Raw genomic sequence first — 25,436 nt, forward strand, 5'->3', positions numbered from 1 at the left:
GCGACAGGCGCCGTTGCTCAGCGCTGGGGGCTCAGGCCAGCCACCGACAGGTCGAAGAGTTGGCGGGCGCGGGCGGCCGGGTCGGGGGCGTGCTCCGTGGCCAGGGCGATGCCGACCAGCAGGGTGATCAGGTCGAGGGCGGTGACGTCCTTGGCCACCGCGCCGTCCCGCGCAGCGCGGCGGAGCAGCGGGCCCGCCGCTTCTTCGAGCGTGGCCGAGCAACTGTTGTTGTGCACCGGGTCGACTCCGGCGGCGTTGTAGGACAGCGCGGTGGCCAGGCCGCGCGCGGAGACGCAGTAGGTGAGGACGTCGCCGAGCCACTCCAGAAGCGCGCCGCGGCTCTCGCCTTCGCCGGTCAGCTCGTGCGCGCGGACGCGCAGGGCCTCGATCCGCTCCCGGGAGACCGCCTCCAGCAGCGCTTGGCGGGTGGGGAAGTGCCGCCGCACGGTCGCGGAGCCGACCCCCGCCGTGCGGGCGATCTGTTCCAGCGAGGCGTCGGCGCCGTGGGCGGCGACTTCCTGCTGGGCCACGGCGAGGATGCGCGTGTAGTTGCGCCGGGCGTCGGCGCGCTGGCCATCCGGCATGGCCTACCTCCATGGTTGCCAAGTGGCGGGGTCCGCCATATCGTACCCGGAAGAGAAACGGCGGGCCCCGCCGTTTAGCGTCTCCCCGCACGAGCACCCGAGGAGCATCATGTCCGCACGCCCCGCACCGGTCCTGGTCACCGGCGCCACCGGCCGGCAGGGCGGCGCCACCGCCCGCGCCCTGCTCGCGTCCGGCGTCCCCGTCCGCGCCCTGGTCCGCGATCCGGCCACCGACCGGGCTAAGGCCGTCGAGGCGCTCGGCGCCGAACTGGTCACCGGCGACCTGCGCGACCGCGGCTCCGTGGTCCGGGCCGCCGAGGGAGTCCGCGCCGTCTTCTCCGTACAGATGCCCGAGATGACGGCGGAGAGCTTCGACTTCGAGGGAGAGGTGACGCAAGGCGTCAACCTCGTCGAGGGCGCGAAGGCCGCAGGAGTGCCGCAGTTCGTGCACACCTCCGTGACCGGCGCCGGTCAGCACACCGAGGCGCCCGGCTGGGCCGAGGGCCGCTGGCCTTACATGGAACCCGTCCTGGGCGCCAAGAGCGCGATCCAGGACGCGGTCCGCGCGGCGGGTTTCCCCCACTGGACGCTGCTCAAGCCCGGCTTCTTCATGGAGAACTTCCTTCCGTCCATGGCGTTCCTGTTCCCGCGCGGCATCGAGGGCGGCCTGGTGAGCGTCCTCAGGCCGGACACCCATCTGTCGCTCATCGCCGTGGACGACATCGGCCGCGCCGCGGCGGCGGCCTTCGCCGATCCGGAGCGGTTCGACCGGGTCGAACTGGAGCTGGCGGGCGACTATCTGTCGATGACTCAGATCGCCGACGTCCTCTCGCGGGCCCTGGGCACGCACCTGCCCGCGCCGGACATGACAGAGCAGGAGGCGCTCGCCGCCGGAATGCCGGCCATGGGCGCCTCGCACGAGTGGCTCAACGCGGTCGACCAGCCGGGCCGCCCGCAGTACGCGCGGGACCTCGGCATCCCGCTCACCGGCTTCGAGGAGTGGGCGCGGCAGCGCATGGTGGCCGCGGCCTGAACCGCGCCCGCGAGGCGAGCGGGCCCGCACCGCGACCGGCCGGAGCCCGCGGTGAGCCGTCCCTCAGGCGCCGGGGAGGACGGCCGCGACGACCTTGCGGATCGCGGCGGGTGTCGGCGGCGGTCCGTCGCGGTCGGCGAACAGCAGATGGCCGGCGCCGATCAGGCTCGGGGGCGAGGAGAGCGGCCTCGGCCGCCGCGTCGAGCGGCTGCGGCGGCTGGGTCCGCGTCGCGACCGGCCCACCGAAGGGGGTGAAGAACTCGTCCCGCCCAGCCGGAGCGCACTTGCTCCGGCCGTCCGACCCGGCTGGGACAGCACCTGCCGCCGCCTCCTGGCGACCTGTCTGCGGGGCCCGCGGCGTGAGCCGTGACCGACCCCAATGACCCCGCGTGCCTCGGCCGGCGGAAAACCACGGGCCGCGCGGCGGCCCAACTGCCTATATTCCTGGCCATGCCCCAGATCGAACTGCTCCATCCGGACCACTCCCCCGCGCTGCTCGCCTTCGAGCGGGAGAACCGGGCCTACTTCGCCGCGACGATCCCCGACCGGGGCGACGACTTCTTCGCCCGCTTCGACGACCACCTCCGTGACCGGCTGGCCGAGCAGGAGACCGGCGCCTGCTACTTCCACGTCGTGACCGGCACCGAGGGCGACGTCCTCGGCCGGATCAATCTCGTCGACGTCGCCGACGGCGGCGCCGACCTCGGCTACCGGATCGCCGAACGCGCCGCGGGCCGGGGCCTGGCCACCTGGGCGGTACGGGAACTGTGCCGCACGGCCGCCACCGAGTACGGGCTGACCGTCCTGCGCGCCGGAACCACCCTCGACAACGCGGCCTCCCGAGCCGTACTGGCCCGTACGGGCTTCACCGTCGTCGGCGAGCACCAGTTCTCCGGCCGCCCCGGCCTGACGTACCGCCGCGCCCTCACGCCGTAGCGGACGGGGAGAGCTGTTCGCGCACCCACGCGGGATCGGGGTTGGTGTACGGCCGGCCCGCGACGACGACGGTCGGGACGGTCTCATTGCCCTCGTTGACCGCCCTCACCGCCTCCGCCGCGGCCGGGTCACGCCAGATGTTGACCCAGTGCAACCGGCGGGCCCTGCGGCCGAGTCGGAAGCGCAGGCGCAGGCAGAATTTGCAGCCCGGCCGCCAGTAGACGATCGGCCGGCCGTCGGCGGCGCTGAGGCGCTGCGCCTCGGACGCGCCGATCGACCGGGGGAAGACCAGAGGCGAGTTCAGCCCCGCGAGCAGCACGAAGGCCAGCAGGACGGTCGCGGCCCGGCCGGGGCTCCCGCCGAGGATCAGTCCCGTCGCGGCGGCCACGCCGCAGAGGATCAGCAGCATCGACAGGAACCACGCACGCATCATGATCAGGCAGCTTATCGGTGCGGTGAACCGCCTCGCGGGCCAGGCGGCGGCTCGCCCACGTACCCCCCGGACAACCGGACAACCGGACGACCGGAGTCGGCCTCGCGCGCGACGCGTCGCCTTCGGTCGATGACGCCGGTATTCGGTTTGCCGTCGGCCGACGGGCTCGGATAGGAAACGTGCATGCTCAAGGGGAACAAGGTCGGGCTGAGGGCTCGGCACGCGGATGACATCCCGGTCCTGCGGACCGAGCTCTACAACGACGTGGTCAACGCCGCGCGAGCGGAGGGCGGCCCGTGGCGGCCGGTCTCGCCCGAGTCGAAGGATCCGCGGCTGTTCGTGGACGACAAGGAGGAGGGGCATGTCGCCTTCTCCGTCGTGGAGTTGGACGGCGGTGCCCTGGTCGGCACCGCGACGCTCTGGGGTATCGACACCCACAACCGGTCGGCGCACATCGGATTGGGCCTGTTGCCGTCCGCTCGCGGGAAGGGCTACGGGACGGACGTGGTCGCGGCCCTGTGCCAGTACGGCTTCGTCGTGCGCGGCCTGCACCGGTTGCAGATCGAGACGCTGGCGGACAATGACGCGATGCTGCGCTCCGCCGAGCGGAACGGCTTCGTCCGCGAGGGCGTGCTGCGCTCGTCCGCGTGGGTGATGGGCGAGTTCCTGGACGAGGTCCTGCTCGGGCTCCTGGCCGCGGACTGGAAGCCGTAGCCAGGGGCGCTTGAGGGCGCGGGCACGGGCCGGTTTCACATGTGCTGCCCGTGGTGGTCCACGAGGGCGGTGAGGAGCCGGGCCAGCTCGGCGCGCTCCGGTTCGGACAGCGGGGCGAGCACCTGGTCCTCCACCTCGGTCAGCAGTCCGTCGAGCTTCAGGAGCCGGCGGCGGCCCGGCTCGGTGAGCGCGATGATGTTCTGCCGACGGTCGGCGGGGTTGGGCGAGCGTTCGAGCAGCCCGCTCTCGGCCAGTTCGTTGACGACCGCGACCATGTCGCTGCGGTAGATGCCCGTACGGCCGCTCAGTTCGGCCTGGCTTGCGGGCCCGAACTCCTCCAGGGTGGCGAGCACCGCGTAGTGCCATTTGCGGGCGCCCTCCCGCGTCAGCTCCTCGTTCACCAGGCGGTCCGAGCGGATCGCGGCGAGCGACAGGAGCCGGGTCCGCAGATTCCGCAGCCGCGCCGGAGTGGCCGCGACGGTGGCCTGCGGTGCGGTCGGGGGTCCCGTCTCACGTGCGCCGTTGCTCATGCCGCGATCATACCCTTTGCGTTAGTGCCACTAACGGATTATCTTCGACACGAGATAACCGTTAGTGTGACTAGCGATGCGGAGAAGCGTCATGCCCGTGACGAAGGTGCTCGATTCGACGATGTTCCACGAGGAGACGGGCAGCGGCACTCCCGTCGTCCTCCTGCACGGCAATCCCGGCTCGTCCCACCTGTGGCGCAGGGTGCTGCCCGCGATCGACCTGCCCGCCCGCCTGCTCGCGCCCGACCTGATCGGCATGGGCCGCTCGGGCAAGCCCGACGTGCCGTACCGGTTCGCCGACCACGCGCGCTACGTGGACGCGTGGTTCGACCGGCTGGACCTGGACAAGGTGGTGCTCGTCGGCCACGACTGGGGCGGGGCCCTCGCCTTCGACTGGGCGGCCCGCCACCCCGACCGGGTCCTGGGTGTGGCCTTCTTCGAGACCATCGTGCGGCCGATGTCCTGGAGCGAACTGGGCGAGGGACCGCGCTCGCGCGCCGAGACCATGCGCGGGCCGCAGGGCGAAGCCCTGGTGCTCGACCGGAACGTCTTCCTGGAGTCGGCCTTCACCGGCGGAGTGCTGCACCCGGTGGGCGAGGACGACCTGCGTGCCTACCGGGCACCGTACCCGACGCCCGAGAGCCGCCGCCCGATCCTCGCGTGGGCCCGCTCACTGCCGCTGGACGGCGAGCCGGCCGATGTCACCGAGCGCGTCGAGCAGTACGACAAGTGGCTCGCGAGCAGCGATCAGGTCCCCAAACTGCTGCTCACCTTCGACTCCTCGCCCACCTTGCTGATCGGCCCGGAGACGGCGGACTGGTGCGCGGCGAACATCGCGGCCCTGGAGACCCGGCACTGCGGTCCCGCCGGGCACCACGCCCCGGAGGACCAGCCGCTGGCCATCGCGGACGCGATCACCGCGTGGGCGCGGCGGCACGCGGTGGTCACCGGCCGCTGAGCGCGCGGCCCGGCCGTTCCCGCGCCGGGCCCGTACGGGAAATCAGTTGCGCCCGGTGGCCTCGTGTCAGCAGGGTGCGGGGGTGATCGGGACGGGGACCGCACCGGCCACGGACGTCGGTCGAGCCGTGACCGTATCGGCGTCCCCTCCGTATCCGCCAACCGTATCCGCCATCCGTATGCGCTACCCGCATTCGCTTCCGCAGGAGGATCGCCGTGCAGCGTTCTGAAGGCCCGGCCGTCACGGAGATCCCCGTGGCGGACAAGGAGGCCGGCCCCTACGGCATCGCGGCAGGACCTGACGGCGCCCTGTGGCTCACTCTCGCGCAGAGCGGCAGCGTCGCGCGTCTTACCCTCGACGGCGAATTCAGCGAATTCCCGCTGGACTCGCCCGAGAGCCGCCCCACGGTCATCACTGCGGGCCCGGACCGCGCGCTGTGGTTCACCCTCCATCTGGCGAGCGCGATCGGCCGCGTCGGCACCGACGGCGCACTGCGCTCCTACCGACTGCCGACGCCCGACAACGGCCCCTTCGGCATCACCACCGGCCCCGACGGCGCGCTGTGGTTCACGCAGATGAACACCGACCGGATCGGCCGGATCACCGTCGAGGGAGAGATCACCGAGTACGCCCTTCCCGTACAGGGCGGCTGTCCCGCGGCGATCACCGAAGGCCCGGACGGGGCGCTGTGGTTCACGCTCAACCAGGCGAACGCGATCGGCCGCGTCACCGTCGAGGGCGCGGTCGACCTGTACCCCCTGCCGACTCCGGGTGCCGCGCCGGTCGGCATCGCCAGTGACGGCGCCGCCTTGTGGTTCGTCGAGATCGCGGCGGGGCAGATCGGCAGGATCACGACGGACGGGCGGATCGAGGAGTTCCCGCTCCCCGACCGTACGGCCAAGCCGCACGCCGTCGTCGCGGCCGGCGTCGGGGACTGCTGGTTCACCGAATGGGGAGCCAACCGCATCGGTCACCGCGCGGCGAGCGGCGAGATCACCGCGTACGACCTGCCGACCGCCTCATCGGAGCCGCACGGCATCACCGTGGGTCCGGACGGCGCTGTCTGGGCGGCCCTGGAGGTGGGAGCCGTCGCACGGCTCGCGCCCTGAGGTGAACCGCCGCCTCGGCGGGGCCGGGCGGGTCGTCACCGGGCCCACGCGGAAAATCCGGTCGGCGGACCGCGCCTCGCCCGCTGGAACAGTCACGGCCGTCAGCGACCGCCGAGCCGCACCGATCGCATCGCTTCAAGGAGCCGTCCTGACCACGCAACACACCCTGGACACCGCGGACTTCCGCCCCGCGATCGACACCGCGCTGGTACGACGGCTGGTCGACAGACAGTTCCCGCGGTGGGCCGCACTTCCTCTGGAACCGCTCGGCGCGGCCGGTTCCGATCATGTGATCCACCGACTGGGCCGGGAGTTGTCGGTCCGCCTCCCCCGCCACCGCGGCGCCATCGGCCAGGCCGCGAAGGAGGCCCGGTGGCTGCCACGGCTCGCCGCGCACCTGCCGCTGGCGGTCCCCGTACCCGTAGCTGTCGGACGGCCCGACCTCGGCTATCCGTGGCCGTGGGCGGTCACCCGGTGGCTGGACGGCGAGGTGGCCACCGTCGAGCGGCTCGGCGAATCAGTGGGCGCGGCGGTCGAGTTGGCGGAGTTCCTGCTGGCCCTACAGCGATTCGCGCCGCCGGAAGCGGTCGCGGACGGGCCAACGGGCCTTGCGGCAAGCCCGTTGGCCGCGCGGGACCGCGCGACCCGGGCCGCCGTCGCGAGGGTCGGCGACGCCTTCGACGCGGCGGCGATGGCCGGCCTGTGGGACGCGGCGCTGCGCGCCCCCGCGTGGGGCCGGCCGCCGGTCTGGGTGCACGGCGACTTCCACACCGGCAATCTGCTGACCGTCGACGGCCGCCTCAGCGCGGTCATCGACTTCGGCGGCCTCGCCCTCGGTGACCCGGCCTGCGATCTGATGGTCGCCTTCACCTTGATGTCGGCCGGGAGCCGGGCCGCCTTCCGCGCCACACTCGGCGTGGACGACGCCACCTGGACACGCGGTCGCGGCTGGGCACTGGCCACCGGCCTGAACGCCTACGTGTCCTACGCCGCCGACGATCCGCGAGTCGCCGCGCAGACCACCCGCCAGATCACCCAGGCCCTCACCGGCTAGGTCCCGCACAGGTCCGCCTCGCTACGACCGCAGGGTGGTGTTGTCGTGGCCCTCCGCCATCAGTGCGAGGAATTCGCGTTCGCACGCCGCGCGCAGGCCCTCGTCCCGGAAGCCGGGCGGCATCCGGACGTCGAGCACGGCGATGGCCGGGCGGTGTTCGAGCAGCGCGGGCAGCGCCTCGGGGCCGGTGCCGACGACGTCGACCACCTCGTGCCCCGAGGAGGTGAGCAGCAGGACGAGCCCCTGGCGCAGCAGCGCGTTGTCCTCGGCGATCACCACACGCACGGCAACTCCGCCTGGATGACGGTCGGTCCGCCGACCGGACTGGACGCGGTGACCTCGCCGTCGAGCGCGGCGACCCGGCGGCGTGTGCCGAGCAGACCCGAGCCGCCGTGCTCCCCGCTCGCCGTCCGCTCGTCCACGCCGCCTCGGCCCTCGTGCCGCCGCGCGCGTCGGCCGCGTGACGGCGCGGAGCCCCGGGTGAGCGGGGAGGACACGTCCGCTCATACTGGGGCGACCGCAGACCCCGCACTCCTGGAGAAGTCACGTGATCGTCGTCGGTCTCATGTCGGGCACCTCGATGGACGGCCTGGATGTCGCCGTCGGTGAGTTCGGGTTCGACGGGGAGGTGCTGACGCTGCGGCCGCTCGGGGCCGAGGAGTACCCGTGGCCGCCCGAGACGCGGGAGCGGCTGCTCGGCCTGCTGCCGCCGTCCGCTGTCGGACTCGCCGAGGTGTGCGAGGTGGACACGCTGGTGGGGCAGGCGTCCGCGGCGGCGGTCGTCAGGGCGATCGAGCGGTTCTCGGGCGGCCGGGCCGACCTCGTGGCCTCGCACGGCCAGACGGTGTTCCACTGGATCACCGACGGCCGCGCCCTCGGCACCCTGCAACTCGGCCAGCCCGCGTGGATCACCGAGGCGACCGGACTCCCTGTCGTCTCGGACGTACGGGCCCGCGACATCGCGGCGGGCGGCCAGGGCGCGCCGCTCGCCAGCACGCTGGACACGCTGTGGCTCGCGGACGACACGTCGGCCGGTGCCGGGACCGTACCGACCCGCCGGGCCGCGCTGAACCTCGGCGGCATCGCCAATGTGACGGTGGTCGGCGGCCGGGACGAGCCGGTCGTCGCCTTCGACACCGGCCCGGCCAACTGCCTGCTCGACGCCGCCGCCCACCGCGTCACCGGGGGCCGGGCCGGGAGCGACCTCGACGGCCGCCTCGCGCTGGCCGGGACCGTACGCCCGGACCTGCTGGCCCGGCTGCTGGACGAGCCGTACTACCGGCGGGAGGCGCCGAAGTCCACCGGCCGCGAGCTGTTCAGGGCCGACTACGTCGAGCCGCGGTGCGCGGGGCTGCCGCCGGTGTCGGACGAGGATCTGATGGCGACGCTGACGGAGCTGACGGCCGTCACCGTCGCGGACGCCTGCCGCCGGTACGGGCTCACCGAGGTCGTCGCCTCGGGGGGCGGGGTGCGCAATCCGGCGCTGATGGCGGCGCTGCGCGAGCGGCTGAGCCCCGCGGTCCTCGTCACCAGTGACGAGCGCGGGCTGCCCGCGGGCGACAAGGAGGCGTATCTGATGGCGCTGCTGGGCTTCCTCACCTGGCACGGGATTCCCGGTGTGGTCCCCGGCGCGACCGGCTCCGCGACCCCGCGGGTACTGGGCCGGATCACTCCGGGCGACGCGCCGCTCCGGCTGCCGGAACCGGCCCCGAGCCCGCGCCGCCTCGCCGTCCTGCCGCCGGTCTGACCCGTACCGCCTGGCGACGGCCGACGGCCCGCGGGGGGACACGCTGGGCGGCATCGCCTTGTGCGTACCGCCGTTGAGGCGTGCGCCGTTGAGCCGTGCGCCGATGAGCGGCCGATCAGGCGCGGTCGTGGAGCGTGATCTGGTAGCCGTCGGGGTCGGCGAAGGTGAACGTCCGGCCGAAGGGGCCGTCGACCGGCGCGGAGACGATGGTGTGACCGTCGGCGACGAGAGCGTCATGGACGGCCTGGACGTCGGTGGCGTGCAGCCAGATCGCGGCACCGATGCCGGGCTGGGCGACGGACGCGAGATCGGTGCCGGGAACGATGTCGCGCAGTGCGAACGCGATCGGCTTCGTCTCGAAGACGACGGCGTGCGGAGGTCCGGCCTGCGAGCGGACGAGGCCGAGGTACTGCTCGTAGAACGCCTGTGAGGCGCCGAGGTCGCGCGCCTGGAGCGAGATGAAGTCGGGACCGGTGGCGGGCATGGCGATGCTCCATTCTCTACATGTCAGATTCCTGACACAGACCAATCTATGTCAGAATACTGACATGAGTCAAAACGGCGCGGGCATCGACCTGGACAAATCACTGGGCTACCTGCTCAAAGAGGCTTCGAGCGCTCTGCGCGCGGCCATGGAGGAGGTACTGCGCCCCCTCGGAATGACCGTGACGCACTACTCCTGCCTGGAACTGCTGGCTCAACGGCCGGGCCTGTCCAACTCCGACCTCGCGCGCGGCGCGTTCGTCACACGGCAGTCGATGAACGTGCTGCTCCAGACCCTGGAACGGGACGGCTACGTGACCAGGCCCGCGGCGGCGCCCGTAGGGAAGGTCCTCCCCACGCGGCTCACACCGCGCGGCCGACGGAGCCTGGAGAAGGCGACCGTGGCCGTCCGTTCCGTCGAGGTGAGAATGCTGGCCGGCCTGACCGACACCGAGCAGTCAGGCGCGTTCCGAATCCTGCAAAGCATGATCCATTCCCTGCGCGACACCAAAGCCGACGGCCCATGCGGCGCTGGTTGACGCAACATCGTCTGGGAGACGCGGCTCCTGGCCACGCCTTCCAGCGCCTCGGCTCCCGCGCCGCGTCCGTCAGGCCACCGTCACTTCGAGAGGAAGTCGCGCAGCGCGGTGTTGACCTCGTCGGCGTGGGTCCAGAGCAGGCCGTGCGGTGCTCCTTCGACCTCGACGTAGTCGGCCTCGGGGAGCGCCTTGTGGAATCGGCGGCCAGTGGCGTCGATCGGGAGGATGTTGTCCTTCGTTCCGTGCAGGATCAGCGCGGGCTTGCCGCTCGCACGGACCGCCTCGACATCGGCGCGGAAGTCCTCGATCCATGCCGGGACCGCGGCGTACGCGGCCACCGGAGCGCTGAGGACCGCGACGTTCCAGCTACCGGTCACCGCCTCCTCGCTGATACGGGTGCCGAGGTTCTCGTCGAGGTTGTAGAAGTCCGCGTAGAACTGCTTGAACCAGGCGTACCGGTCCGCCTTCGCGGTCGCCGCGATGCCGTCGAACACTTCCTGCGGCACGCCGTCGGGGTTGTCGTCGCGGGCGACGAGGAACGGCTCCAGTGAGGCGAGGAAGGCGAGCTTCGCGACACGCTCATGACCGTGCCGGCTCACGTAGCGGGCGAGTTCCCCCGTGCCCATCGAGAAACCGACAAGGACGACGTCCCGCAGGTCGAGGGTCTCGAGGACCGTGTTCAGATCGGCGGCGAAGGTGTCGTAGTCGTAACCGGAGTTCACCTTCGAGGACTGGCCGAAGCCTCGGCGGTCGTAGGTGATGACCCGATAACCCTGGGCCAGCAGTTCGCGCGTCTGACGTTCCCAACTGTGCCCGTCCAGCGGGTAGCCGTGGACCAGGACGACCGGCTGCCCGGAACCCTGGTCCTCGTAGTAGAGCTCGACCGGCGTGCTGTTCTCCGTGCCGACGGTGATGTAACCCATGGTCTCTTTCCCTTTCCGGCCGACGAACCGAACGCCGACCCGTGTCTTTGAGCCCGATGGCTCGATTTCTGTGCGAGAACTCCGTTTCACCGGCGGCGAGTCGGATGATTCCCCGCTCCGCCGCCGACCGCTTCCCGTGCCGGGCCGCCCCTCGGCGGACGCACGGCCTGGTCCACGGTGTCCACGACGGTGACGCGGCCACCGTCGCCGGGATCGGGATCGGGCATGATCGATTCCGGGTCGGCGAGATACACCTCGTGACCACTCAGCGTCAGCCGACGCACGACCTCCAGCAGCACGCGCCGCGCCGCGCCGTCCATCGAATGGACCCTTGTCAGGTCCAAGGCCACCCTTACGGCCGAAGGCGGAACGGCCATGGCTTCCTGAACGACCCTCTCGGCCGCGGCGAAGCCGATGCCGCCTTGCAGTCGCAGGACCCGGAGCGCGTTCGGTCCGCTGCCCACGTCATGGTGGGACCGCACCACCGCACGCGCGGCGGCGGGGACCTCCATCACACGCAGTCCCATGCCCCCGAAGAATGGTTCGAACAGGGACACCCCGCGAACGCTGTTCCCGTGACGATCCAGGCGTGGTGAGAACGTGGCCATGCCGATCTGTCCGGGGAGCGCGCCGATCAGGCCCCCTGCCACCCCGCTTTCGCCGGAATGCCGACCCCGCGTGGTGACGCGCACGGAACACTGCCGGATGCAACCGTCCACGACGGCCTCGGGGTCCTCGGTGAGGCCACGCGCTCCGCCGGAAGCAGGTTCACCGCGCCGGCGAGTGCGTGCACGGTGATCGCACCAACGTTGATCATGGGATTGAGAGGGCGCAGTGCCTCTGCCCGATAGTCGGGAATGATCGGCCGCATTCGTCCTCCATGCGCAATCGGCGTCGGGCACCGCCGCACGACGGTGTGTCTGACTGTCCTTCCGCGCGGAAGGCGACGACGTGACCGCGGTTCTCCGGTCCGGTCGAGGCGCCGCTGTTCTTCTGCGACGAGTGCTCAAGCAGCCGTGCCGGACTCGGGGGCGGCGGTGAGCGCGCGGAGCCGGTCGATGTCGACGTTGGCTCCGAAGGCAGGGGTTCCCGGCTCGAGCCGGACGCCCGCCGCAAGGCCGCCGATGGCGAGGGGGTCGAATCCGAGTGCGGTGATCAGGTCAGCGACGACGGCGAGATCCTCGGGCGAGTCCCCGGCGATCGCGATGGCCTTGCGTCCGACTGAGCCGACTGGACGGGCCCCGTCCTCGAGATCGTGGTAGCCCATGTGGTTGAGGGCTTTCACGACACGTGCGCCCGTCAGGAACCGCTGAACGGCCTCGCTCGACGACGTGTCGGGCGGGAGGATCTCGTCGCGGGGACCGTCGACCTCCCACCAGTGGTTCATCGCGTCGACGACCAGCTTGCCCTTCAGCTCCGTGACCGGGAGGTCACGGTGTTTGCCGAGCGGGAGGGCCAGGACCACCACGTCGGCGGCATCGGCGGCCCGGGCCGGCCATACGGCGGTCGCTCCGGGCGTGAGCACCCTGGCGGTGAGCGCAACCTTGGAGGGGTCGCCGGACCCGGAGATCAGGACTCGATAGCCGGCGGCGACCGCCAGGCGTGCCAGGACAGTGCCGACCTTCCCGGCTCCCAGGATTCCGACCGTGGTGACAGGGTCAGTCATCGCGTGGCTCCCGCCGAGGCCGCGGGCCGCTCGGACAGAAGTTCACGGACCCGAGGAATGACCTGGGTGCCGTACAGCTCGACCGAACGCAGGCGCGCGGAGGCCGAAACGGTGCCGGCGGCGGAGTAGATCATGTCGAACCGGCCCGCGTCCAGGACTCGTACGGCATGGGCGATCCTCGCCGCGACCGTCTCGGCCGAGCCGACGTACAGCGACCCGCGGTCCACCTCCGCGTCGAATTCCTCCCGGCGGAGCGGCGGCCAGCCGCGCTGCCTCCCGATGCGGTCGCGGATCTCCTTGTACCCGGGGTAGAAAAGCTCCTTGGCCTCTTCGTCGGTGGAGGCGACGAAGCCGGGCGAATGGGTCCCGATCGGCTGGGCCGTTGTGCCGAACTCGTCGCTGGCCCGCCGGTAGAGATCCACGTAGGAAGCGAACCGGTCGGGAGCGCCGCCGATGATGGCGAGCATGAGCCGGAAGCCGTATCGCGCGGTGCGGAGCACGGACTGCGGTGTCCCGCCCACCCCTACCCAGGTGTTGAGACGTCCCGACTCCGTCTTCGGGTACACCTCGGCATCGCGCAGGGCGGCACGCGTGGTGCCGTCCCAGGTGACCGGCTTCTCGTCCAGGAGTCGATGGAAAAGGTCGATCTTCTCCTCGAACAGCACGTCGTAGTCCTTGAGGTCGTACCCGAACAGCGGGAACGACTCGGTGAAAGAACCGCGCCCGAGAATCACCTCGGCGCGGCCGTTGGAGAGCGCGTCGACCGTGGCGAACCGCTGGAACACCCGCACCGGGTCGTCCGAGGACAGCACGGTCACGCCCGAGGCGAGCCGGATGCGCCTCGTGGCCGTCGCGATGCCCGCCAGCACCGTCTCGGGGCTGGAGATCGCGTACTCGGGTCGGTGGTGCTCGCCCAACGCGACGACGTCGATACCGACCTGGTCGGCGAGGACCGCTTCAGTCACCGCGGCGCGGATGGCCTGGGCGTGCGAGACGATGACGCCCTGGTCGTCCCGGGGCCGGTCCCCGAAGCTGTCGATGCCGAACTCGATTTGCGAAACGTCCATCGTGCTCACTCGCTCAACGCTTTCGTCGGGTCGGGGCATGGCGATGCGTGGCTCGTGACCGCCGGGCGGGACATCCGTCCCTGGCGACCTGTGCGCGGATTCCCCGCCGGTCAGGTGCAGCGACCGCACCGCCGTCGCTTTAGTTGACATGTAAACCATGCCACTCTCATGGTTGAGATGTCAACTAGATTCCGGTGCGACACCCTCGACAGCAGTGGATCGAGGGGAGGCCGGGCACAGACCTCCGACCCCTGACGAGGATTCCTCGCCTGACGCGGGCCCGCATGGCCGTGCCGCCCACCGGCGGGGGCCGCTGCGGCCCCGCCGGAAGGTGCTCGCTCTCACCCTCACCGTCGTCGCGATCGCGGCGACCGCGCTCGCGGCCGCTTCCGCGGCGACGACGGACACGCCCAAGGACACCGCGGCACCCCTGAAGTGGGAACCGTGCCCGAAAGGAGCCGCCGCGCCGCGGTTGGAGTGGAACCCTGCACGTCCCCCTGGACTACAGCCGGCCCGACGGTCGCCAGATCGAGATCGCGGTTTCCAGACTGGCCAGTGATCAGCCGTCCAAGTCCGGGGTGTGCTGTTCACCAATCCGGGAGGCCCGGGCGCGGTCGGGCTCATCTATCCCGCCAGCGCGTGGATGCTGCCGCACACCACCACCGCCAACAACGCCGCAAGGGGTGCGCGCCGAGACCAGGGCCGTGTTGTGCGGCTGCGGTCAGAGCCGCCTCCAGCCGTACTGCCACCACGCGGGGCCCTGCGGTCAGTGACACGACCGGCGCCCCGGCGCGCAGTGGGGACACCGCTCGGCTGAGTTCTCGTCAGCGGCGCCGCGAACGACTCCGCCCGCCTCACGCCCCAGAGGTCGGCCGGATGCTTCCGTCAGCCTCTGTGCGGCCGACTTCGACCACCGCCTTGCCGTGGAGCGTGCGCGTGAGGAGCCGGTCGATCGCTTCGTCGACGCGGTGCCAGGAGCCGCGCCACGCCACTGACGGAGTCAGGTCCCCCATGGCGACCCGCTCGCTCAACCAGCTGAGGTCGGGAGGCAGCGGAGCGCCGTCGAGCTGGTGGAAGGTGACGATGCTGCGGTTGTGACGCGCCGGACCGGCGATGAGGGCACCCGGCGGGAACGACTCCGGCTCGGGAGCGACGTGCCCCAGGGCGACGAGCACCCCGTCCCGCTCCAGGAGGTCGAACGCCTCCACGAGGAGCGCGCCACCGACACACTCGACGACTCCGTACACGGATCCGGCGTACTCACTGGGGCGAGAGACCACCTCGGCGGCACCGAGAGAGCGCAGCTCGTCGGCGTACGGCGCGGCCGAGCCGGTGACGGCGACGACCGTGGCCCCGCCCATGCGCGCGAGTTGCACCGCGTAGCGTCCGACTCCCCCGGTGGCGCCCGTGACCATGACGGTTCGGCCGATGATGGGGCCGATGCGCCGTAGCGCGCGCAGAGCACTGTTGGCGGCGACCGGGATGGTGCTCACTCCGCCGAGATCCGCGTCCCGGGGAACCACACCGATCATCGCGGTGTCCGCGACCCTGTACTCGGCCCAGCCGTTCGCCTCGTCGAGTGTGATGACAGGCGTACCCACCGGGGGCCCGGAGCCGTCGCGTGCGGCTTCGACGACATGTCCGGCCGCTTCCCACCCCGGAATGGCACCGTCGGGCAGTTCGCGCGCGGTCACGATCTCCCCGTAGTTGAGCGAGAACGCGTCTACCTTCACCAGGACCTGGGAAGGGCCGGGCCGAGGTGGTTCGGCCTCGCCCACCCGGAGCGCCGTACCGCGTGTGTGGTCGACCATCAGTGCCCTCACGGAAGCCCTCCTCAATGTGCCCCTGAGAGGCACATGCTACCAAGTGGCACATCGAGGGTTTCACGGTAGGCTGCACGCGTGGATGGCGCCAGACCGGTCGGAGGGCAGGGCGGAGCCCGGCCGGAGACACTCAGGGAGCGCAAGAAGGCGCAGACCCGCCGGGACCTGGTGGTCCATGCGCTGGAGTCCTTCACCCTTCACGGCGCGGATGCTGTCACCCTCGACGACTTGTGCCTTCAGGTGGGCGTCTCGAAGCGCACGTTCTTCCGGTACTTCACCAGCAAGGAAGACGCGGCGATGACGCCGTTGCAGGATCTGTGGCGCGAGTTCCTGCGGCGGCTGGATTCGGAGCCGCAGTCCCGCGACGCCGACGCGACAGTCCTCTCCGTCCTGCGCGACACCTTGGTCGCCTCCATCCGCGAATGTGCGGCTCGGGACGCGAACTGGACCCGGCTCACGCTCCTTGCGCTCGGGCTCGACGCCGTCCACCCGTCGTTCGCCGCGCACAATCTCCGGTTCTGCGACGAGGCCGTTCAGGCTGCGCTGAGCACCCTGGCACCGGTCCTGGGCATTTCGGATGCGGACGATCCCAGGCCCAGGCTCCTGCTCGACCTCTTCCTCGTCGCCTCGCGTGACGCCCAACGAGTCTGGATGCGGCGCCCGGAAGACGGCGACAGCGCGGAGAGTCTCGTCCTTCTCCTCAACCGCACCGTCGCCGCGCTCCCGGCGAGTCTCGAACTCAAGGCTCCTCAAGACTGATCGCTCACGCGTTCATGCCGGCCCTCCCCACCGCCCGGCCTGTGACTCGGCTCGCACCAGGAACGCGCACCGCTCCGGCGCGCCCGTGCTGGCACTCGCCTCACCCATCCCGTCCCGTCAGATCGGCACCGGTTTCTTCCAGGAGGAGCACCTGGAACGGCTGTTCGTCGAGTGCGGCGAATACCGCGAGATGATCAGCACCTCCGAGCAGATGCAGGGGTACTGCGGAGGCGGGCGCTCTCGCACGACGGACCGTTCCCGGTCGACCTGGTGACCGACCCCGACGCGCTGTCGATCCGCCGCACGTCTCGGCCGCTTCGGCCTTGGGGGCCGACATCGCACGCCCGGTGGCGCTTCCGTACGGGCTCGTCGGCTGCGACGCCGAAGGTGACCTCGGGATCGTCCCGTCCACGTCAGATCTGGTTGGTGCCGCCGTCGACGTAGATGTTCGCGCCGACGACGTAGCTGCTCTGCTCCGAGGCGAGGAAGGCCACGACCGCGGCGGCTTCCTCGGGCTGGCCCATGCGGCCCTTGGCCACGGTCGCGGCGACGTTCTCCTTGACGGCCCGGGCGGTCTTTTCGTCGCCGAAGGCGGCGGTGCCCCCGGGCGTCTCGATCCATGCCGGCGAGACCACGTTGACCCGGATGCCGCGGGTCTTGAGCTCGTTGGACCACGTCCGCGCGAAGGACCGGACGGCCGCCTTCGACGCCGCGTAGGCGCCGAACGCTTCCACGCCGCGGTCGCCGGCCGTCGAGCCGACCAGGACGACCGAGGCTCCGTCGTTGAGCAGCGGCAACGCCTTCTGCACGGTGAACAGGGTGCCTCGGACATTGACCCCGAAGGTCTGGTCGAAGTGCTCCTCGGTGGTCTGTTCCAGTGTCACGAACGCGCCGATCGCCGCGTTCGCCACGAGCACGTCCAGGCCGTTGCCTCGCGCCCGGACGGCGGCGTAGAGCCGGTCCAGGTCCTCCGGCTTCGCGATGTCGCCGACGACCGCGGTGGCCCGGTCCGCTCCGATGGTCTTGACGGCGGCCTCCAGTTCGGACGCGCGGCGGGCGGTGACGAAGACATACGCGCCCTCGTCCGCCAGCCGGATCGCGGTGGCCAGACCGATACCCGTGCTGCCCCCGGTGACCACGGCCGTCTTGCCTTCCAGCTGTCCCATGTGGATGTCTCCCTCACTGTCCCGGTGCCCATCTGTACGACATCGATACTGCGGGAGCAGTGGAGTACGATCAATGACAGATAGTCCTCCATTGTTTACGTATCGTCCAGGAGGTGTCGTCGATGCTCGGGTTCGGGGATCCGGTGGCCGACGCGATCAGCCTGCTCCGGCCCCGCACGGTGATCGGGCCCAATCTCCGGGCCTCGGGAAAGTGGGCTCTGCGCTTCGACACGTTTCTTCACGTGCGGGTCGGGGGCCTCGTACGCGGCACGTGCTGGTTGATCCTCGAAGGGCACGAGCCGGTGCTCCTGCGGGAGGGTGACACCTTCATGCTGGGCAACCCGCCGCCTTACGTGCTGGCCAGCACGCTCGACGCAAGCCCGCGCCCCGCGGAGCCGGTGTGGGCGGGCGCCGACGACGGATTCGTGCGGATCGGCCCGGAGTCCGAGGAGGACCTCTACCTCTGCGTCGGGCACATCGCGTTCGACGACAGGAACGCGGCACTCCTGACTGATCTTCTGCCGCCGCTCGTGATCGTCCGCGCCGGCGATCCTCATGGCGGGAGGCTCGCCCAGCTGATCGATCTCCTCGCCACCGAGGTCGGGATCACCGCCGCCGGTGGCCCGCTGGTGCAGAACCACCTCGCGCAGATCCTGCTCGTGCACATGCTCCGCGCCCACGCCGGTCAGACCGACCGGCCCATCGGCTGGCTGGGCGCCCTGAACGAGGACGGCATCGGTGCCGCCCTGCGCGCCGTGCACGCGGACGTGGCCCACTCCTGGACCCTCAAGGAGCTCGCCGAGATCAGCCACATGTCACGTTCCGGGTTCGCCCATGCCTTCAAGAGCCACGTCGGTGTCCCGCCGCTGGAGTACCTGATCCAATGGCGCATCAGCCTCGCCCGCGACGCCCTCACCCGCGACACTCTGTCGATCTCCGAGCTGGCGCGCGCCACGGGTTACCGGTCCGAGAGCGCGTTCAGCACCGCGTTCCGCCGCGTCGTCGGCTCATCGCCCGCACAGTTCCGGAACCAGGAACGGCAGTCATCACGCTCGGCCGCGAACGGAAACTGAAGGAGCCGTACCACGCTCAGCCGACACCGCCCGCGCTCGCGACTCATACGGCGGATCCGCGGGCCTGACGTGGGGACATCGGGTCGCGTCCTGCTTGCCACGGAAGCAGGTGAGATGTCAACAACATCGATAGACTGTGCGCATGGACGTGACGCCACGCTGGCTCGAGCCGGAAGAGAAGGCCGCCTGGGACAGCTTCATCCGCATGCAGGAGACCCTCATCGGACGGCTGTCCCGCCACGTCCAGACCGACTCCGGAATGTCCGCGTCCGACTACATCGTGCTCTCCAGCCTCACCGAAAGGGGCGGGGGGCGCATGCGGTTCCTGGATCTGGCCAAATCCGTGGAGTGGGAGAAGAGCCGGATGTCCCACCAGGTCTCGCGGATGACGAAACGCGGGCTCACCGTCAGGGAGGAATGCCCCGACGACGGCCGTGGAGCATTCGTCGTCGCGACTCCCGCCGGCTACAAGGCGATCGAAGACGCCGCGCCGATGCACGTGGAGCGCGTACGGCGCCTGTTCGTCGACGCCCTGACCCCGAGTCAGCTCAGCACGCTCGCTCTGATCTCCAAGAGAATCCTGGACCACATCGAGAAGCAGCCGGACTGACCGGGCGTCACCGTCAGTTCACGTCCTGCCCGGCCGCCATGGCCTCGTCAGGTGCTTCGAAGGGGGCTCGGACGGCCGCGGAGCCGGCACCGGAGCGCTGGGCTGAGGGCAGTACCGCGCACGGAGGGCGTCGGCGCAGAAGGCGGCAGGGCGGTGGCGGCGGGCGAGTCGAGCGGTGTGGCGGGGTCAGTGGTCCTCGGCTGACGCGCGTCGGCCGGGGTGGGGGTGGGGGCGGCGCTGGTGCACCACGCCGTAGGTCTGCGCGAGCGCGGCGGTCGCGCGGTCGTACGAGCGCTGGGCGATGCCGACGAACAGGCAGTCGACCACGGCCAGTTGGGCGATCCGGCTGGCGGTGGAGCCGGACCGCAGGGGCATCTCGCGGACCGCGGTGGTGAGCACCAGGTCGGCGGACCGGGTGAGCAGCGAGCCCGCGAAGTTGGTGAGGGCGATGGTGGTCGCGCCGCGCTCGGCGGCGGCCTCCAGGGGGTCGACGGTGTCCACGGTGGCGCCGGAGTGGGAGATGCCGACCGCCACGTCGTTCTTGCCGAGCAGGGCGGCGGCAGTCAGGGCCGCGTGCGCGTCCGTCCAGATGAACGCCATGAGGCCGATGCGGTGCAGCTTCTGGTGCAGGTCCTGGCCGACGAAGCCGCTCGCCCCGATGCCGAAGATGTCGATCCTGCGGGCCTGGGATATCGCCCGTACGGCCAGTTCCAGGGTGTCGAGGTCGAGGTTGGCGCCGGTCTCCTCCAGTGCCCGCGCCTCGTTGTACACGATTTTGTCCACGACCTGGGCGAGGGTGTCCGCCTCGCTGATGTCGCCGCTGGCCCGTAGCCGGTCCGCGCTCTGCGCGTCCTCGCGCGCCGCCGCTCCGGCCAGCGCCACGCGCAGGTGCGGGTAATTGCGCAGCCCAATCGTCCGGCAGAAGCGCATCACCGTCGTCACCGAGGTCTCCGCCTGCCCGGCCAGCGCCGTGCTGGACAGCCGCGCCGCCCCGGCCGGATCGCTCAGGATCGCCGCCGCGACCCGCTTCTCCGCGGGCTGGAGGGAGGGGACGGCGCCGCGGATCCTGACCAGTACGTCACCGGCGCGCGCGTCGTCGGGCGCCCGGTGCGCCGTGACGCCGGAGACGGGAGGGGCCGCCGCGGTCGGAGGGACCGCGGCGGACGCGTCCTGCGCGGTGGGCACGGGCAACAGTGCGCGCTTGGCCATGGCTTCCTCCAGATGACGTCAGCGACAGCGTAGCCCGGAGATGATGTTAAAAACGAACACTATGACCGCCGCTCGCGGTAGTTATTGACGCGTCAGGCCGTCATCTCCATACTTGCCGAATCACCGCAGCCCAAGGGCGGTCCGCAGCCGGACCGTCCGGCCATGCCGTACGCCCGAAGGGCGGGGCTGCGCGTACGGGGGACGGCGCCGCCGGGGTCCCCGTCCGACACCTCTGGCACCGCACCGCGAAGGAGACACAGCTCGATGAGATCTATGTGCAAGGCAGGCATTGCCGGGCTCACCGCGGCCGTCTTCCTGCTCACCGCGTGCGGGAACGACGGCTCGTCCTCCTCTTCCCCCTCCTCGGCCGACGGCAAGTCGCTGACCTGGTGGGTCATGAAGGGCACCAACCCGGACGCGACGGCCTTCTACGCCGCGGCGAAGAAGGAGTTCGCCGCCGAGACCGGCGCCACCTTGAAGATCCAGGAAGTGCAGTGGGCCGACGCCCACGACAAGCTGGTCCGCGCCTTCGCGGGCGGCGGCGGTCCCGACGTCTCGGAGATCGGCACCACCTGGACCCCGGAGTTCGCCGCCGCGGGCGGGCTCACCGACCTCACCCAGCAGATCGACTCCGCGGGCATCTCCAAGGATCTGATCCCCGCGCTGAAGGACTCCGCGACCTACGACGGCAAGCAGTACGGCGTCGGCTGGTACGCCGGTGTGCGGGCGATCGTCTACCGCAAAGACGTCTTCACCGAGCTGGGCCTGAAGACCCCGGCCACCTGGGCCGAGCTCGAGCAGACCGTGAAGACGCTCAAGCAGAAGAAGCCCGACATGATGCCCATGCCGATCGCCGGCGCCAGCTCGTACGCCTCGGCGCCCTTCATCTGGGGTGCGGGCGGTGACTTCGCCAAGGACAGCGGCGGCAAGTGGACCGGCACCCTCGACTCGCCGCAGGCCCGGGCGGGCCTGGAGTTCTACACCAACCTCGCGCTCAAGGACGACTCCTCCAGCGTCGGCGCCTCGACCTGGAAGGAGACCGACCTGCTCGACTCCTTCGTCAAGGGCAAGGCCGCCATGGTGATCCAGGGCAACTGGACCCCGAAGACCGCGGTCGCCACCGACCCCACCCTCAAGGACAAGATCGGCGCCTTCCCGATCCCGGGCAAGGACGGCGGCATCGCGCCCGCGTTCCTCGGCGGCTCCAACCTCGCGGTCCTCAAGACCAGCAAGAACCCCGATCTGGCCTGGAAGTTCATCAAGATGATGACCACCGGCGGCCTGAGCAAGCAGTGGGCGGACCAGGCGGGTTACTTCCCCAGCACCACCACGCAGCTCAAGCAGTACGCCAACAGCCCCGACCCGCTGGTGGCGCCGTTCGCCAAGACGATGCTCGAAGCGGGCAAGAACGTGCCGAGCGCGCCGCAGTGGGGCGCCGTCGAGGGCGACCAGACCGTGACGCAGATGCTCCAGTCGATCCTTACCGGCACCTCGGTGCAGAAGGCCACCACGACAGCCTCTGACTCCATCACCAAGACGCTCCAGGGGAGCTGACGTGGAGGACGTCACCGTGACCGACGGCGTGCGCACCGTCCCCGCACTCGTGGAGGACGCGCGCCGTCCGGTCCGGCGCACGCCGCCGCTCGTGGCCCGGCTGCGGCCGTGGCTGCTGCTCGCCGCGCCGCTGGCCGTGATCGCGGCGCTGCTGCTCTACCCGATCGTGCGCGTCACCTATCTGTCGTTCCAGCGCTACGGTCTGAAGGAGATCATCTCCGGCCACCCGACGTACATCGGTGTGGACAACTACCGCGAGGCGCTGGCGGGCTCGTATCTGTGGCACACCGTGCTGCCGAACACCGTGCTCTTCGCGCTGGTCGCCGTCGCGGGCACCATCGTCTTCGGGACGCTGGTGGCGCTGCTGCTCCAGACCCTGGGTCCCAAGTCGCGGGCCGCCGTCATCGCCTCCGCGCTCATCGCGTGGGCGCTGCCCGCGGTCACCGGCACCTATGTCTGGGTGTGGATCTTCGATCCGGACTCGGGCCTGGCCCGGCGGGTCTTCCAGAGTGTCGGGCTGCTCGGTCCCGACGGGTACAACTGGTTCACCGACCGGCTGTCGTTCTACTCGATCGCCGAGCTGAACGTGATCCACCACAGCTACCCGTTCGTCGCCATCACCGTCTTCGCCGGGCTGACCACGGTGCCGCAGGAACTGCACGAGGCGGCCCGGCTGGACGGCGCGAGCGCCTGGCAGCGGTTCTGGCACGTCACGGTGCCGGTGATGCGGCCGGTGTTCGCCGTGGTCACCGTGCTCTCGACGATCTGGGACTTCAAGGTCTTCACCCAGATCTACCTGATGCCGGGCGGCGCGGGCTCCAACCCGGACGTGCTCAACCTCGGTGTGTGGTCCTACATGAAGGCGATCAACCAGAACCAGTACGGGCTGGGCGCGGCCATCGCCGTCCTGCTCACCGTCGTACTGCTGGCGATCACCGCGGTGTACCTGCGGGTGCTGTTCAAAGAGGATGAGATCCGATGACTGCCAGATCCTCCAGCTGGGTCAGGACCGGCAAGTTCGCGGCCACGGCGCTGGTCCTGCTCTTCACGCTGTTCCCGGTGTACTTCATGCTCTCCACGGCCCTGAACGGGCGGGCGAGTTCGGGCACGGACAGCCTGTTCCCCACGCACTTCACGATGGGGCATTTCTCGAAGGTGATGTCCTCGGGGGCCTCGGGCGGCTTCGGCCGCTACATGGTCAACTCGGCGATCGTCACCGTGATCGTGGTGGTCGCCTCGGGTGTGCTCGCGCTGCTCGGCGCGGTCGCCATGGCGCGCTTCCGGTTCCGGCTGCGCACCACCGTGCTGGTGCTGATCCTCGTGGTGCAGATGCTGCCCGCCGAGGCGCTGGTCATCCCGCTGTTCCTTCAGATGAAGGACTTGCGGATGCTCAACTCGCTGCTGGGCCTGGCGGTTGTCTACACGGCCTTCGCGCTGCCGTTCGCGATCTGGAATCTGCGGGGCTTCGTGGCCGCCGTGCCGGTCGAGTTGGAGGAGGCCGCCTACCTGGACGGCTGCTCCTGGTGGCGGATGTTCCGCTCGATCCTGCTGCCGCTGGTCGTGCCGGGACTCATCGCCACCAGCGCGTTCTCCTTCGTCCTGGCCTGGGAGGAGTTCACCTTCGCGCTGACCTTCCTGTCCGACCAGAACAGGATGACCGTCGGCGTCGGCCTCGCGGAGTTCCTCGGCCAGAACACCAACGACTGGGGCGGCCTGATGGCGGCCTCCACGCTGGTGACGATTCCGGTCGTGATCGTCTTCGTGCTGGCCCAACGACGGCTGACCATGGGCCTGGTGGCCGGCGCCGTGAAGTGAGGACTCCATGTCATCTGTGAACACCGGGGCCTCCGGGAGCACCACGAGCACGGCGCCCGCCGTGGACGAGCGGACCCGGCGACTGGTCCACGCCGTCCTCATGCCGGGCTTCACCGGTACGTCGGCGCCGCCGTGGCTGCTCGACGCCCTGCGCGACGGCCTGGGCTCCGTCTGCTACTTCGGGCACAATCTGGAGTCGCCCGAGCAGACCGCGGCGCTGTCGGAGCGGATCCACGCGGCCGGGCGGGCGGTCATCGCGATGGACGAGGAGGGCGGCGGTGTCACCCGGCTGCATGTGCGCGGCGGCTCTCCGCACGTCGGTGCGGCGGTGCTCGGCCGCGCCGACGACCTCGCGCTGACCGCGGCGGTCGCGCGCGGGATCGCCCGTGACGTACGGGCGGCGGGCATCGACCTGGCGCTCGCGCCGGTGGCGGACGTCAACTCCGACCCCGCCAACCCGGTGATCGGGGTGCGCTCCTTCGGCGCGGACCCCGGTCTGGTCGGCACGCACACGGCCGCGTTCGTGACCGCGATGCAGGCCGAGGGGGTCGCGGCCTGCGCCAAGCACTTCCCCGGCCACGGCGACACGAAGGTCGACTCGCATGTGGGCCTGCCGGTCGTGGCGGTCGATCTGGAGACGCTGCGGAGCCGGGACCTCGTGCCGTTCGCGGGCGCGGTGGCGGCAGGGGTGCGCTGCGTGATGACCTCGCACATCGTCTTCCCCGCGCTGGACAGCGCGATGGCGACGGTTAGTCCCGCCGTCGTCGCCCTGCTCCGCGACGGTCTGGGCTTCGACGGCGTGATCGTCTCCGACGCGATCAGCATGCTGGCGGTCGCCGAGACCATCGGCTTCGCCGAGAGCGCGGTACGGGCGCTGGCCGCGGGCGTCGATCTGGTGTGCCTGGGCAATCCGGGCCTGCCGCTGACCGGTGGCACGCCCACCGACGAGGAGGAGTTCCGCGCGGTGCTGGACGCGGTGACGCGGGCGGTCGCCGAGGGCCGCCTGCCGGTGGCCCGGCTCGAAGAGGCGGCGGCCCGCGTCCACGCCCTCGCGGACTGGACTCAAGGGGCCCGAGGCGGCGACGTCTCGGAAGCTTCGGTGACGTCGGACGTGACGGACGCCAACGCCGCCGCGGCGCGGCGGGCGCTGCGCGTACGCGGACAGGTCGCCGGCTCGCTGAGCGGGGCGGTGCGCGTCGTGGACGTGCGCAGGCGGCGCAATGTGGCGACCGGGCGGCTCTCCGACCTGGTCGCGGACGCCTTGCTCAACCGGCTGCCCGGCTCGACCGTCGAGGCGGTCTTCGCGCGGACGGCCACCGTCGAGGGCCGGGCCCAGCAGGGGGACCTGACACCGGGCGAGGCGCAGGACGGTACGGCCTCCCCCGGTATCCCGGCCGATGTGGTCCTGGTCGGCACGCCCGGCAGCGATCCCGCCCAGGACGCGGCGCTCGCACGGCAGTTGGCCCTCTCCCCCGGCGCTGTCGTCGTGTGCCTCGGCTGGCCGGGCACCGAGGACGTCCTGCCCGAGGCGGTCAACGCGGTCTTCACCCACGGCGAATCCCTCCCCACCGCCCGGGCGGTCGCCGCGCTGCTCACCCGCTGACGCCCGGCGGTCCTCGGCCGTGGGGCCGAGGACCGCGGGTGCTGCGGG

The 25,436-nt window shown here is 71.0% G+C and carries 27 protein-coding genes and 3 pseudogenes; 16 read left to right on the forward strand and 14 right to left on the reverse strand.

Annotated features, from left to right (window positions below; genetic code table 11):
* Positions 1 to 17 precede the first annotated feature (17 nt).
* On the reverse strand, positions 18 to 584 hold the full coding sequence (locus ACFZAM_RS35810) for a TetR family transcriptional regulator (protein ID WP_391052431.1): 567 nt from the start codon (positions 582 to 584) through the stop codon (positions 18 to 20).
* A 109-nt stretch (positions 585 to 693) separates the two neighbouring features.
* Between ACFZAM_RS35810 and ACFZAM_RS35815 the strand changes: the two genes are divergently transcribed.
* Positions 694 to 1,617, forward strand: coding sequence for an NmrA family NAD(P)-binding protein (locus ACFZAM_RS35815; RefSeq protein WP_391052434.1), 924 nt, complete (start codon positions 694 to 696; stop codon positions 1,615 to 1,617).
* Between the two features lie 63 nt (positions 1,618 to 1,680).
* Here ACFZAM_RS35815 and ACFZAM_RS35820 read toward each other — a convergent pair.
* Positions 1,681 to 1,788, reverse strand: a pseudogene (locus ACFZAM_RS35820) (TetR/AcrR family transcriptional regulator); the annotation flags it as partial.
* A 279-nt stretch (positions 1,789 to 2,067) separates the two neighbouring features.
* Between ACFZAM_RS35820 and ACFZAM_RS35825 the strand changes: the two are divergent.
* On the forward strand, positions 2,068 to 2,553 hold the full coding sequence (locus ACFZAM_RS35825) for a GNAT family N-acetyltransferase (RefSeq protein WP_355347546.1): 486 nt from the start codon (positions 2,068 to 2,070) through the stop codon (positions 2,551 to 2,553).
* On the opposite strand, the gene ACFZAM_RS35830 is transcribed toward ACFZAM_RS35825, so the two are convergent.
* Positions 2,543 to 2,986, reverse strand: coding sequence for a glutaredoxin domain-containing protein (locus ACFZAM_RS35830; RefSeq protein WP_391052438.1), 444 nt, complete (start codon positions 2,984 to 2,986; stop codon positions 2,543 to 2,545). The genes ACFZAM_RS35825 and ACFZAM_RS35830 overlap by 11 nt on opposite strands.
* A gap of 183 nt (positions 2,987 to 3,169) precedes the next feature.
* Between ACFZAM_RS35830 and ACFZAM_RS35835 the strand changes: the two genes are divergently transcribed.
* Positions 3,170 to 3,700 (forward strand): GNAT family N-acetyltransferase, encoded by a 531-nt coding sequence (locus tag ACFZAM_RS35835; RefSeq protein ID WP_391052441.1) that lies wholly within the window; start codon positions 3,170 to 3,172, stop codon positions 3,698 to 3,700.
* 35 nt (positions 3,701 to 3,735) lie between these two features.
* On the opposite strand, the gene ACFZAM_RS35840 is transcribed toward ACFZAM_RS35835, so the two are convergent.
* Positions 3,736 to 4,230, reverse strand: a complete 495-nt coding sequence (locus tag ACFZAM_RS35840) for a MarR family transcriptional regulator (protein ID WP_391052443.1) — start codon at positions 4,228 to 4,230, stop codon at positions 3,736 to 3,738.
* A gap of 91 nt (positions 4,231 to 4,321) precedes the next feature.
* Here ACFZAM_RS35840 and ACFZAM_RS35845 point away from each other — a divergent pair, with 91 nt between their 5' ends.
* From ACFZAM_RS35845 to ACFZAM_RS35855, 3 genes are all read left to right on the forward strand, one after another.
* Positions 4,322 to 5,188, forward strand: a complete 867-nt coding sequence (locus tag ACFZAM_RS35845; RefSeq protein WP_391052446.1) for a haloalkane dehalogenase — start codon at positions 4,322 to 4,324, stop codon at positions 5,186 to 5,188.
* 215 nt (positions 5,189 to 5,403) lie between these two features.
* On the forward strand, positions 5,404 to 6,297 hold the full coding sequence (locus tag ACFZAM_RS35850) for a virginiamycin B lyase (protein ID WP_391052449.1): 894 nt from the start codon (positions 5,404 to 5,406) through the stop codon (positions 6,295 to 6,297).
* 148 nt (positions 6,298 to 6,445) lie between these two features.
* On the forward strand, positions 6,446 to 7,351 hold the full coding sequence (locus tag ACFZAM_RS35855) for a phosphotransferase (protein ID WP_391052518.1): 906 nt from the start codon (positions 6,446 to 6,448) through the stop codon (positions 7,349 to 7,351).
* Between the two features lie 84 nt (positions 7,352 to 7,435).
* Here ACFZAM_RS35855 and ACFZAM_RS35860 read toward each other — a convergent pair.
* A pseudogene (locus ACFZAM_RS35860) lies at positions 7,436 to 7,636 on the reverse strand (response regulator); the annotation flags it as partial.
* Positions 7,624 to 7,809: pseudogene (locus tag ACFZAM_RS35865) on the reverse strand (sensor histidine kinase); the annotation flags it as partial. The pseudogenes ACFZAM_RS35860 and ACFZAM_RS35865, both read right to left, overlap by 13 nt.
* Before the next feature lie 89 nt (positions 7,810 to 7,898).
* Here ACFZAM_RS35865 and ACFZAM_RS35870 point away from each other — a divergent pair.
* Complete coding sequence (locus tag ACFZAM_RS35870) at positions 7,899 to 9,098, forward strand: anhydro-N-acetylmuramic acid kinase (protein ID WP_391052451.1); 1,200 nt, start codon at positions 7,899 to 7,901, stop codon at positions 9,096 to 9,098.
* 115 nt (positions 9,099 to 9,213) lie between these two features.
* On the opposite strand, the gene ACFZAM_RS35875 is transcribed toward ACFZAM_RS35870, so the two are convergent.
* A complete protein-coding gene (locus tag ACFZAM_RS35875; RefSeq protein WP_391052454.1) occupies positions 9,214 to 9,582 on the reverse strand; it encodes a VOC family protein in 369 nt (122 codons plus the stop codon).
* A gap of 64 nt (positions 9,583 to 9,646) precedes the next feature.
* On the opposite strand from ACFZAM_RS35875, the gene ACFZAM_RS35880 reads away from it, so the two are divergent.
* Entirely contained in the window at positions 9,647 to 10,120 is a 474-nt protein-coding gene (locus ACFZAM_RS35880) for a MarR family transcriptional regulator (protein ID WP_391052456.1), read from the forward strand.
* Between the two features lie 80 nt (positions 10,121 to 10,200).
* Here the strand turns inward: ACFZAM_RS35880 and ACFZAM_RS35885 are convergent, their stop codons facing one another.
* The 5 genes from ACFZAM_RS35885 to ACFZAM_RS35905 all read right to left on the reverse strand — a co-directional run bounded on the left by ACFZAM_RS35885 (position 10,201) and on the right by ACFZAM_RS35905 (position 15,554).
* Entirely contained in the window at positions 10,201 to 11,043 is an 843-nt protein-coding gene (locus tag ACFZAM_RS35885) for an alpha/beta hydrolase (protein ID WP_355347567.1), read from the reverse strand.
* A gap of 86 nt (positions 11,044 to 11,129) precedes the next feature.
* Entirely contained in the window at positions 11,130 to 11,735 is a 606-nt protein-coding gene (locus ACFZAM_RS35890) for a glutaminase (protein WP_391052459.1), read from the reverse strand.
* Between the two features lie 314 nt (positions 11,736 to 12,049).
* Positions 12,050 to 12,709, reverse strand: a complete 660-nt coding sequence (locus ACFZAM_RS35895) for an NAD(P)-binding domain-containing protein (protein WP_355347573.1) — start codon at positions 12,707 to 12,709, stop codon at positions 12,050 to 12,052.
* Positions 12,706 to 13,776, reverse strand: a complete 1,071-nt coding sequence (locus tag ACFZAM_RS35900; RefSeq protein ID WP_391052521.1) for an Atu2307/SP_0267 family LLM class monooxygenase — start codon at positions 13,774 to 13,776, stop codon at positions 12,706 to 12,708. The genes ACFZAM_RS35895 and ACFZAM_RS35900 overlap by 4 nt, the downstream gene beginning before the upstream one ends.
* Before the next feature lie 854 nt (positions 13,777 to 14,630).
* On the reverse strand, positions 14,631 to 15,554 hold the full coding sequence (locus ACFZAM_RS35905) for a zinc-binding dehydrogenase (protein ID WP_391052462.1): 924 nt from the start codon (positions 15,552 to 15,554) through the stop codon (positions 14,631 to 14,633).
* A 123-nt stretch (positions 15,555 to 15,677) separates the two neighbouring features.
* Here ACFZAM_RS35905 and ACFZAM_RS35910 point away from each other — a divergent pair, with 123 nt between their 5' ends.
* Together ACFZAM_RS35910 and ACFZAM_RS35915 are read left to right on the forward strand one after the other, a co-directional pair.
* Positions 15,678 to 16,358: a TetR family transcriptional regulator gene (locus ACFZAM_RS35910; protein WP_391052465.1), complete on the forward strand. Its 681-nt coding sequence runs from the start codon at positions 15,678 to 15,680 to the stop codon at positions 16,356 to 16,358.
* An 85-nt stretch (positions 16,359 to 16,443) separates the two neighbouring features.
* On the forward strand, positions 16,444 to 16,632 hold the full coding sequence (locus ACFZAM_RS35915; protein WP_391052523.1) for a hypothetical protein: 189 nt from the start codon (positions 16,444 to 16,446) through the stop codon (positions 16,630 to 16,632).
* 139 nt (positions 16,633 to 16,771) lie between these two features.
* On the opposite strand, the gene ACFZAM_RS35920 is transcribed toward ACFZAM_RS35915, so the two are convergent.
* On the reverse strand, positions 16,772 to 17,524 hold the full coding sequence (locus ACFZAM_RS35920; RefSeq protein ID WP_391052468.1) for an SDR family oxidoreductase: 753 nt from the start codon (positions 17,522 to 17,524) through the stop codon (positions 16,772 to 16,774).
* Between the two features lie 143 nt (positions 17,525 to 17,667).
* Here ACFZAM_RS35920 and ACFZAM_RS35925 point away from each other — a divergent pair, with 143 nt between their 5' ends.
* Positions 17,668 to 18,597, forward strand: coding sequence for a cupin domain-containing protein (locus ACFZAM_RS35925; RefSeq protein ID WP_391052473.1), 930 nt, complete (start codon positions 17,668 to 17,670; stop codon positions 18,595 to 18,597).
* 142 nt (positions 18,598 to 18,739) lie between these two features.
* Positions 18,740 to 19,207: a MarR family transcriptional regulator gene (locus ACFZAM_RS35930; RefSeq protein WP_391052476.1), complete on the forward strand. Its 468-nt coding sequence runs from the start codon at positions 18,740 to 18,742 to the stop codon at positions 19,205 to 19,207.
* A 186-nt stretch (positions 19,208 to 19,393) separates the two neighbouring features.
* Here ACFZAM_RS35930 and ACFZAM_RS35935 read toward each other — a convergent pair whose 3' ends face one another.
* The gene (locus ACFZAM_RS35935) at positions 19,394 to 20,416 is read right to left on the reverse strand and encodes an SIS domain-containing protein (RefSeq protein WP_391052478.1); all 1,023 of its coding nucleotides are present in this window, start codon (positions 20,414 to 20,416) and stop codon (positions 19,394 to 19,396) included.
* A gap of 264 nt (positions 20,417 to 20,680) precedes the next feature.
* On the opposite strand from ACFZAM_RS35935, the gene ACFZAM_RS35940 reads away from it, so the two are divergent.
* Genes ACFZAM_RS35940 through ACFZAM_RS35955 form a run of 4 tightly spaced genes read left to right on the forward strand, consistent with a single transcriptional unit; the run spans position 20,681 to position 25,388 of the window.
* Positions 20,681 to 21,970 carry a sugar ABC transporter substrate-binding protein gene (locus ACFZAM_RS35940; protein WP_355347582.1) on the forward strand — a complete coding sequence of 430 codons (1,290 nt, stop codon included), beginning with the start codon at positions 20,681 to 20,683 and terminating at the stop codon, positions 21,968 to 21,970.
* A 1-nt stretch (position 21,971) separates the two neighbouring features.
* On the forward strand, positions 21,972 to 22,952 hold the full coding sequence (locus tag ACFZAM_RS35945) for an ABC transporter permease subunit (RefSeq protein WP_391052481.1): 981 nt from the start codon (positions 21,972 to 21,974) through the stop codon (positions 22,950 to 22,952).
* The gene (locus tag ACFZAM_RS35950; protein ID WP_391052484.1) at positions 22,949 to 23,785 is read left to right on the forward strand and encodes an ABC transporter permease subunit; all 837 of its coding nucleotides are present in this window, start codon (positions 22,949 to 22,951) and stop codon (positions 23,783 to 23,785) included. The genes ACFZAM_RS35945 and ACFZAM_RS35950 overlap by 4 nt, the downstream gene beginning before the upstream one ends.
* A 7-nt stretch (positions 23,786 to 23,792) precedes the next feature.
* Entirely contained in the window at positions 23,793 to 25,388 is a 1,596-nt protein-coding gene (locus ACFZAM_RS35955; protein WP_391052487.1) for a glycoside hydrolase family 3 N-terminal domain-containing protein, read from the forward strand.
* The last annotated feature ends 48 nt before the right edge of the window (positions 25,389 to 25,436 follow it).

Source organism: Streptomyces sp. NPDC008079, assembly GCF_042957385.1.
Classification (GTDB): Bacteria; Actinomycetota; Actinomycetes; order Streptomycetales; family Streptomycetaceae; genus Actinacidiphila.

Bases quoted from the DNA above. Each gene is read 5' to 3' on its own strand.
- ACFZAM_RS35810 (WP_391052431.1), bottom strand. From the start codon at position 584: ATGCCGGATGGCCAGCGCGCCGACGCCCGGCGCAACTACACGCGCATC.
- ACFZAM_RS35815 (WP_391052434.1), top strand. From the start codon at position 694: ATGTCCGCACGCCCCGCACCGGTCCTGGTCACCGGCGCCACCGGCCGG.
- ACFZAM_RS35825 (WP_355347546.1), top strand. From the start codon at position 2,068: ATGCCCCAGATCGAACTGCTCCATCCGGACCACTCCCCCGCGCTGCTC.
- ACFZAM_RS35830 (WP_391052438.1), bottom strand. From the start codon at position 2,986: ATGATGCGTGCGTGGTTCCTGTCGATGCTGCTGATCCTCTGCGGCGTG.
- ACFZAM_RS35835 (WP_391052441.1), top strand. From the start codon at position 3,170: ATGCTCAAGGGGAACAAGGTCGGGCTGAGGGCTCGGCACGCGGATGAC.
- ACFZAM_RS35840 (WP_391052443.1), bottom strand. From the start codon at position 4,230: ATGAGCAACGGCGCACGTGAGACGGGACCCCCGACCGCACCGCAGGCC.
- ACFZAM_RS35845 (WP_391052446.1), top strand. From the start codon at position 4,322: ATGCCCGTGACGAAGGTGCTCGATTCGACGATGTTCCACGAGGAGACG.
- ACFZAM_RS35875 (WP_391052454.1), bottom strand. From the start codon at position 9,582: ATGCCCGCCACCGGTCCCGACTTCATCTCGCTCCAGGCGCGCGACCTC.
- ACFZAM_RS35880 (WP_391052456.1), top strand. From the start codon at position 9,647: ATGAGTCAAAACGGCGCGGGCATCGACCTGGACAAATCACTGGGCTAC.
- ACFZAM_RS35885 (WP_355347567.1), bottom strand. From the start codon at position 11,043: ATGGGTTACATCACCGTCGGCACGGAGAACAGCACGCCGGTCGAGCTC.
- ACFZAM_RS35895 (WP_355347573.1), bottom strand. From the start codon at position 12,709: ATGACTGACCCTGTCACCACGGTCGGAATCCTGGGAGCCGGGAAGGTC.
- ACFZAM_RS35900 (WP_391052521.1), bottom strand. From the start codon at position 13,776: ATGGACGTTTCGCAAATCGAGTTCGGCATCGACAGCTTCGGGGACCGG.
- ACFZAM_RS35920 (WP_391052468.1), bottom strand. From the start codon at position 17,524: ATGGGACAGCTGGAAGGCAAGACGGCCGTGGTCACCGGGGGCAGCACG.
- ACFZAM_RS35930 (WP_391052476.1), top strand. From the start codon at position 18,740: ATGGACGTGACGCCACGCTGGCTCGAGCCGGAAGAGAAGGCCGCCTGG.
- ACFZAM_RS35935 (WP_391052478.1), bottom strand. From the start codon at position 20,416: ATGGCCAAGCGCGCACTGTTGCCCGTGCCCACCGCGCAGGACGCGTCC.
- ACFZAM_RS35940 (WP_355347582.1), top strand. From the start codon at position 20,681: ATGAGATCTATGTGCAAGGCAGGCATTGCCGGGCTCACCGCGGCCGTC.
- ACFZAM_RS35950 (WP_391052484.1), top strand. From the start codon at position 22,949: ATGACTGCCAGATCCTCCAGCTGGGTCAGGACCGGCAAGTTCGCGGCC.
- ACFZAM_RS35955 (WP_391052487.1), top strand. From the start codon at position 23,793: ATGTCATCTGTGAACACCGGGGCCTCCGGGAGCACCACGAGCACGGCG.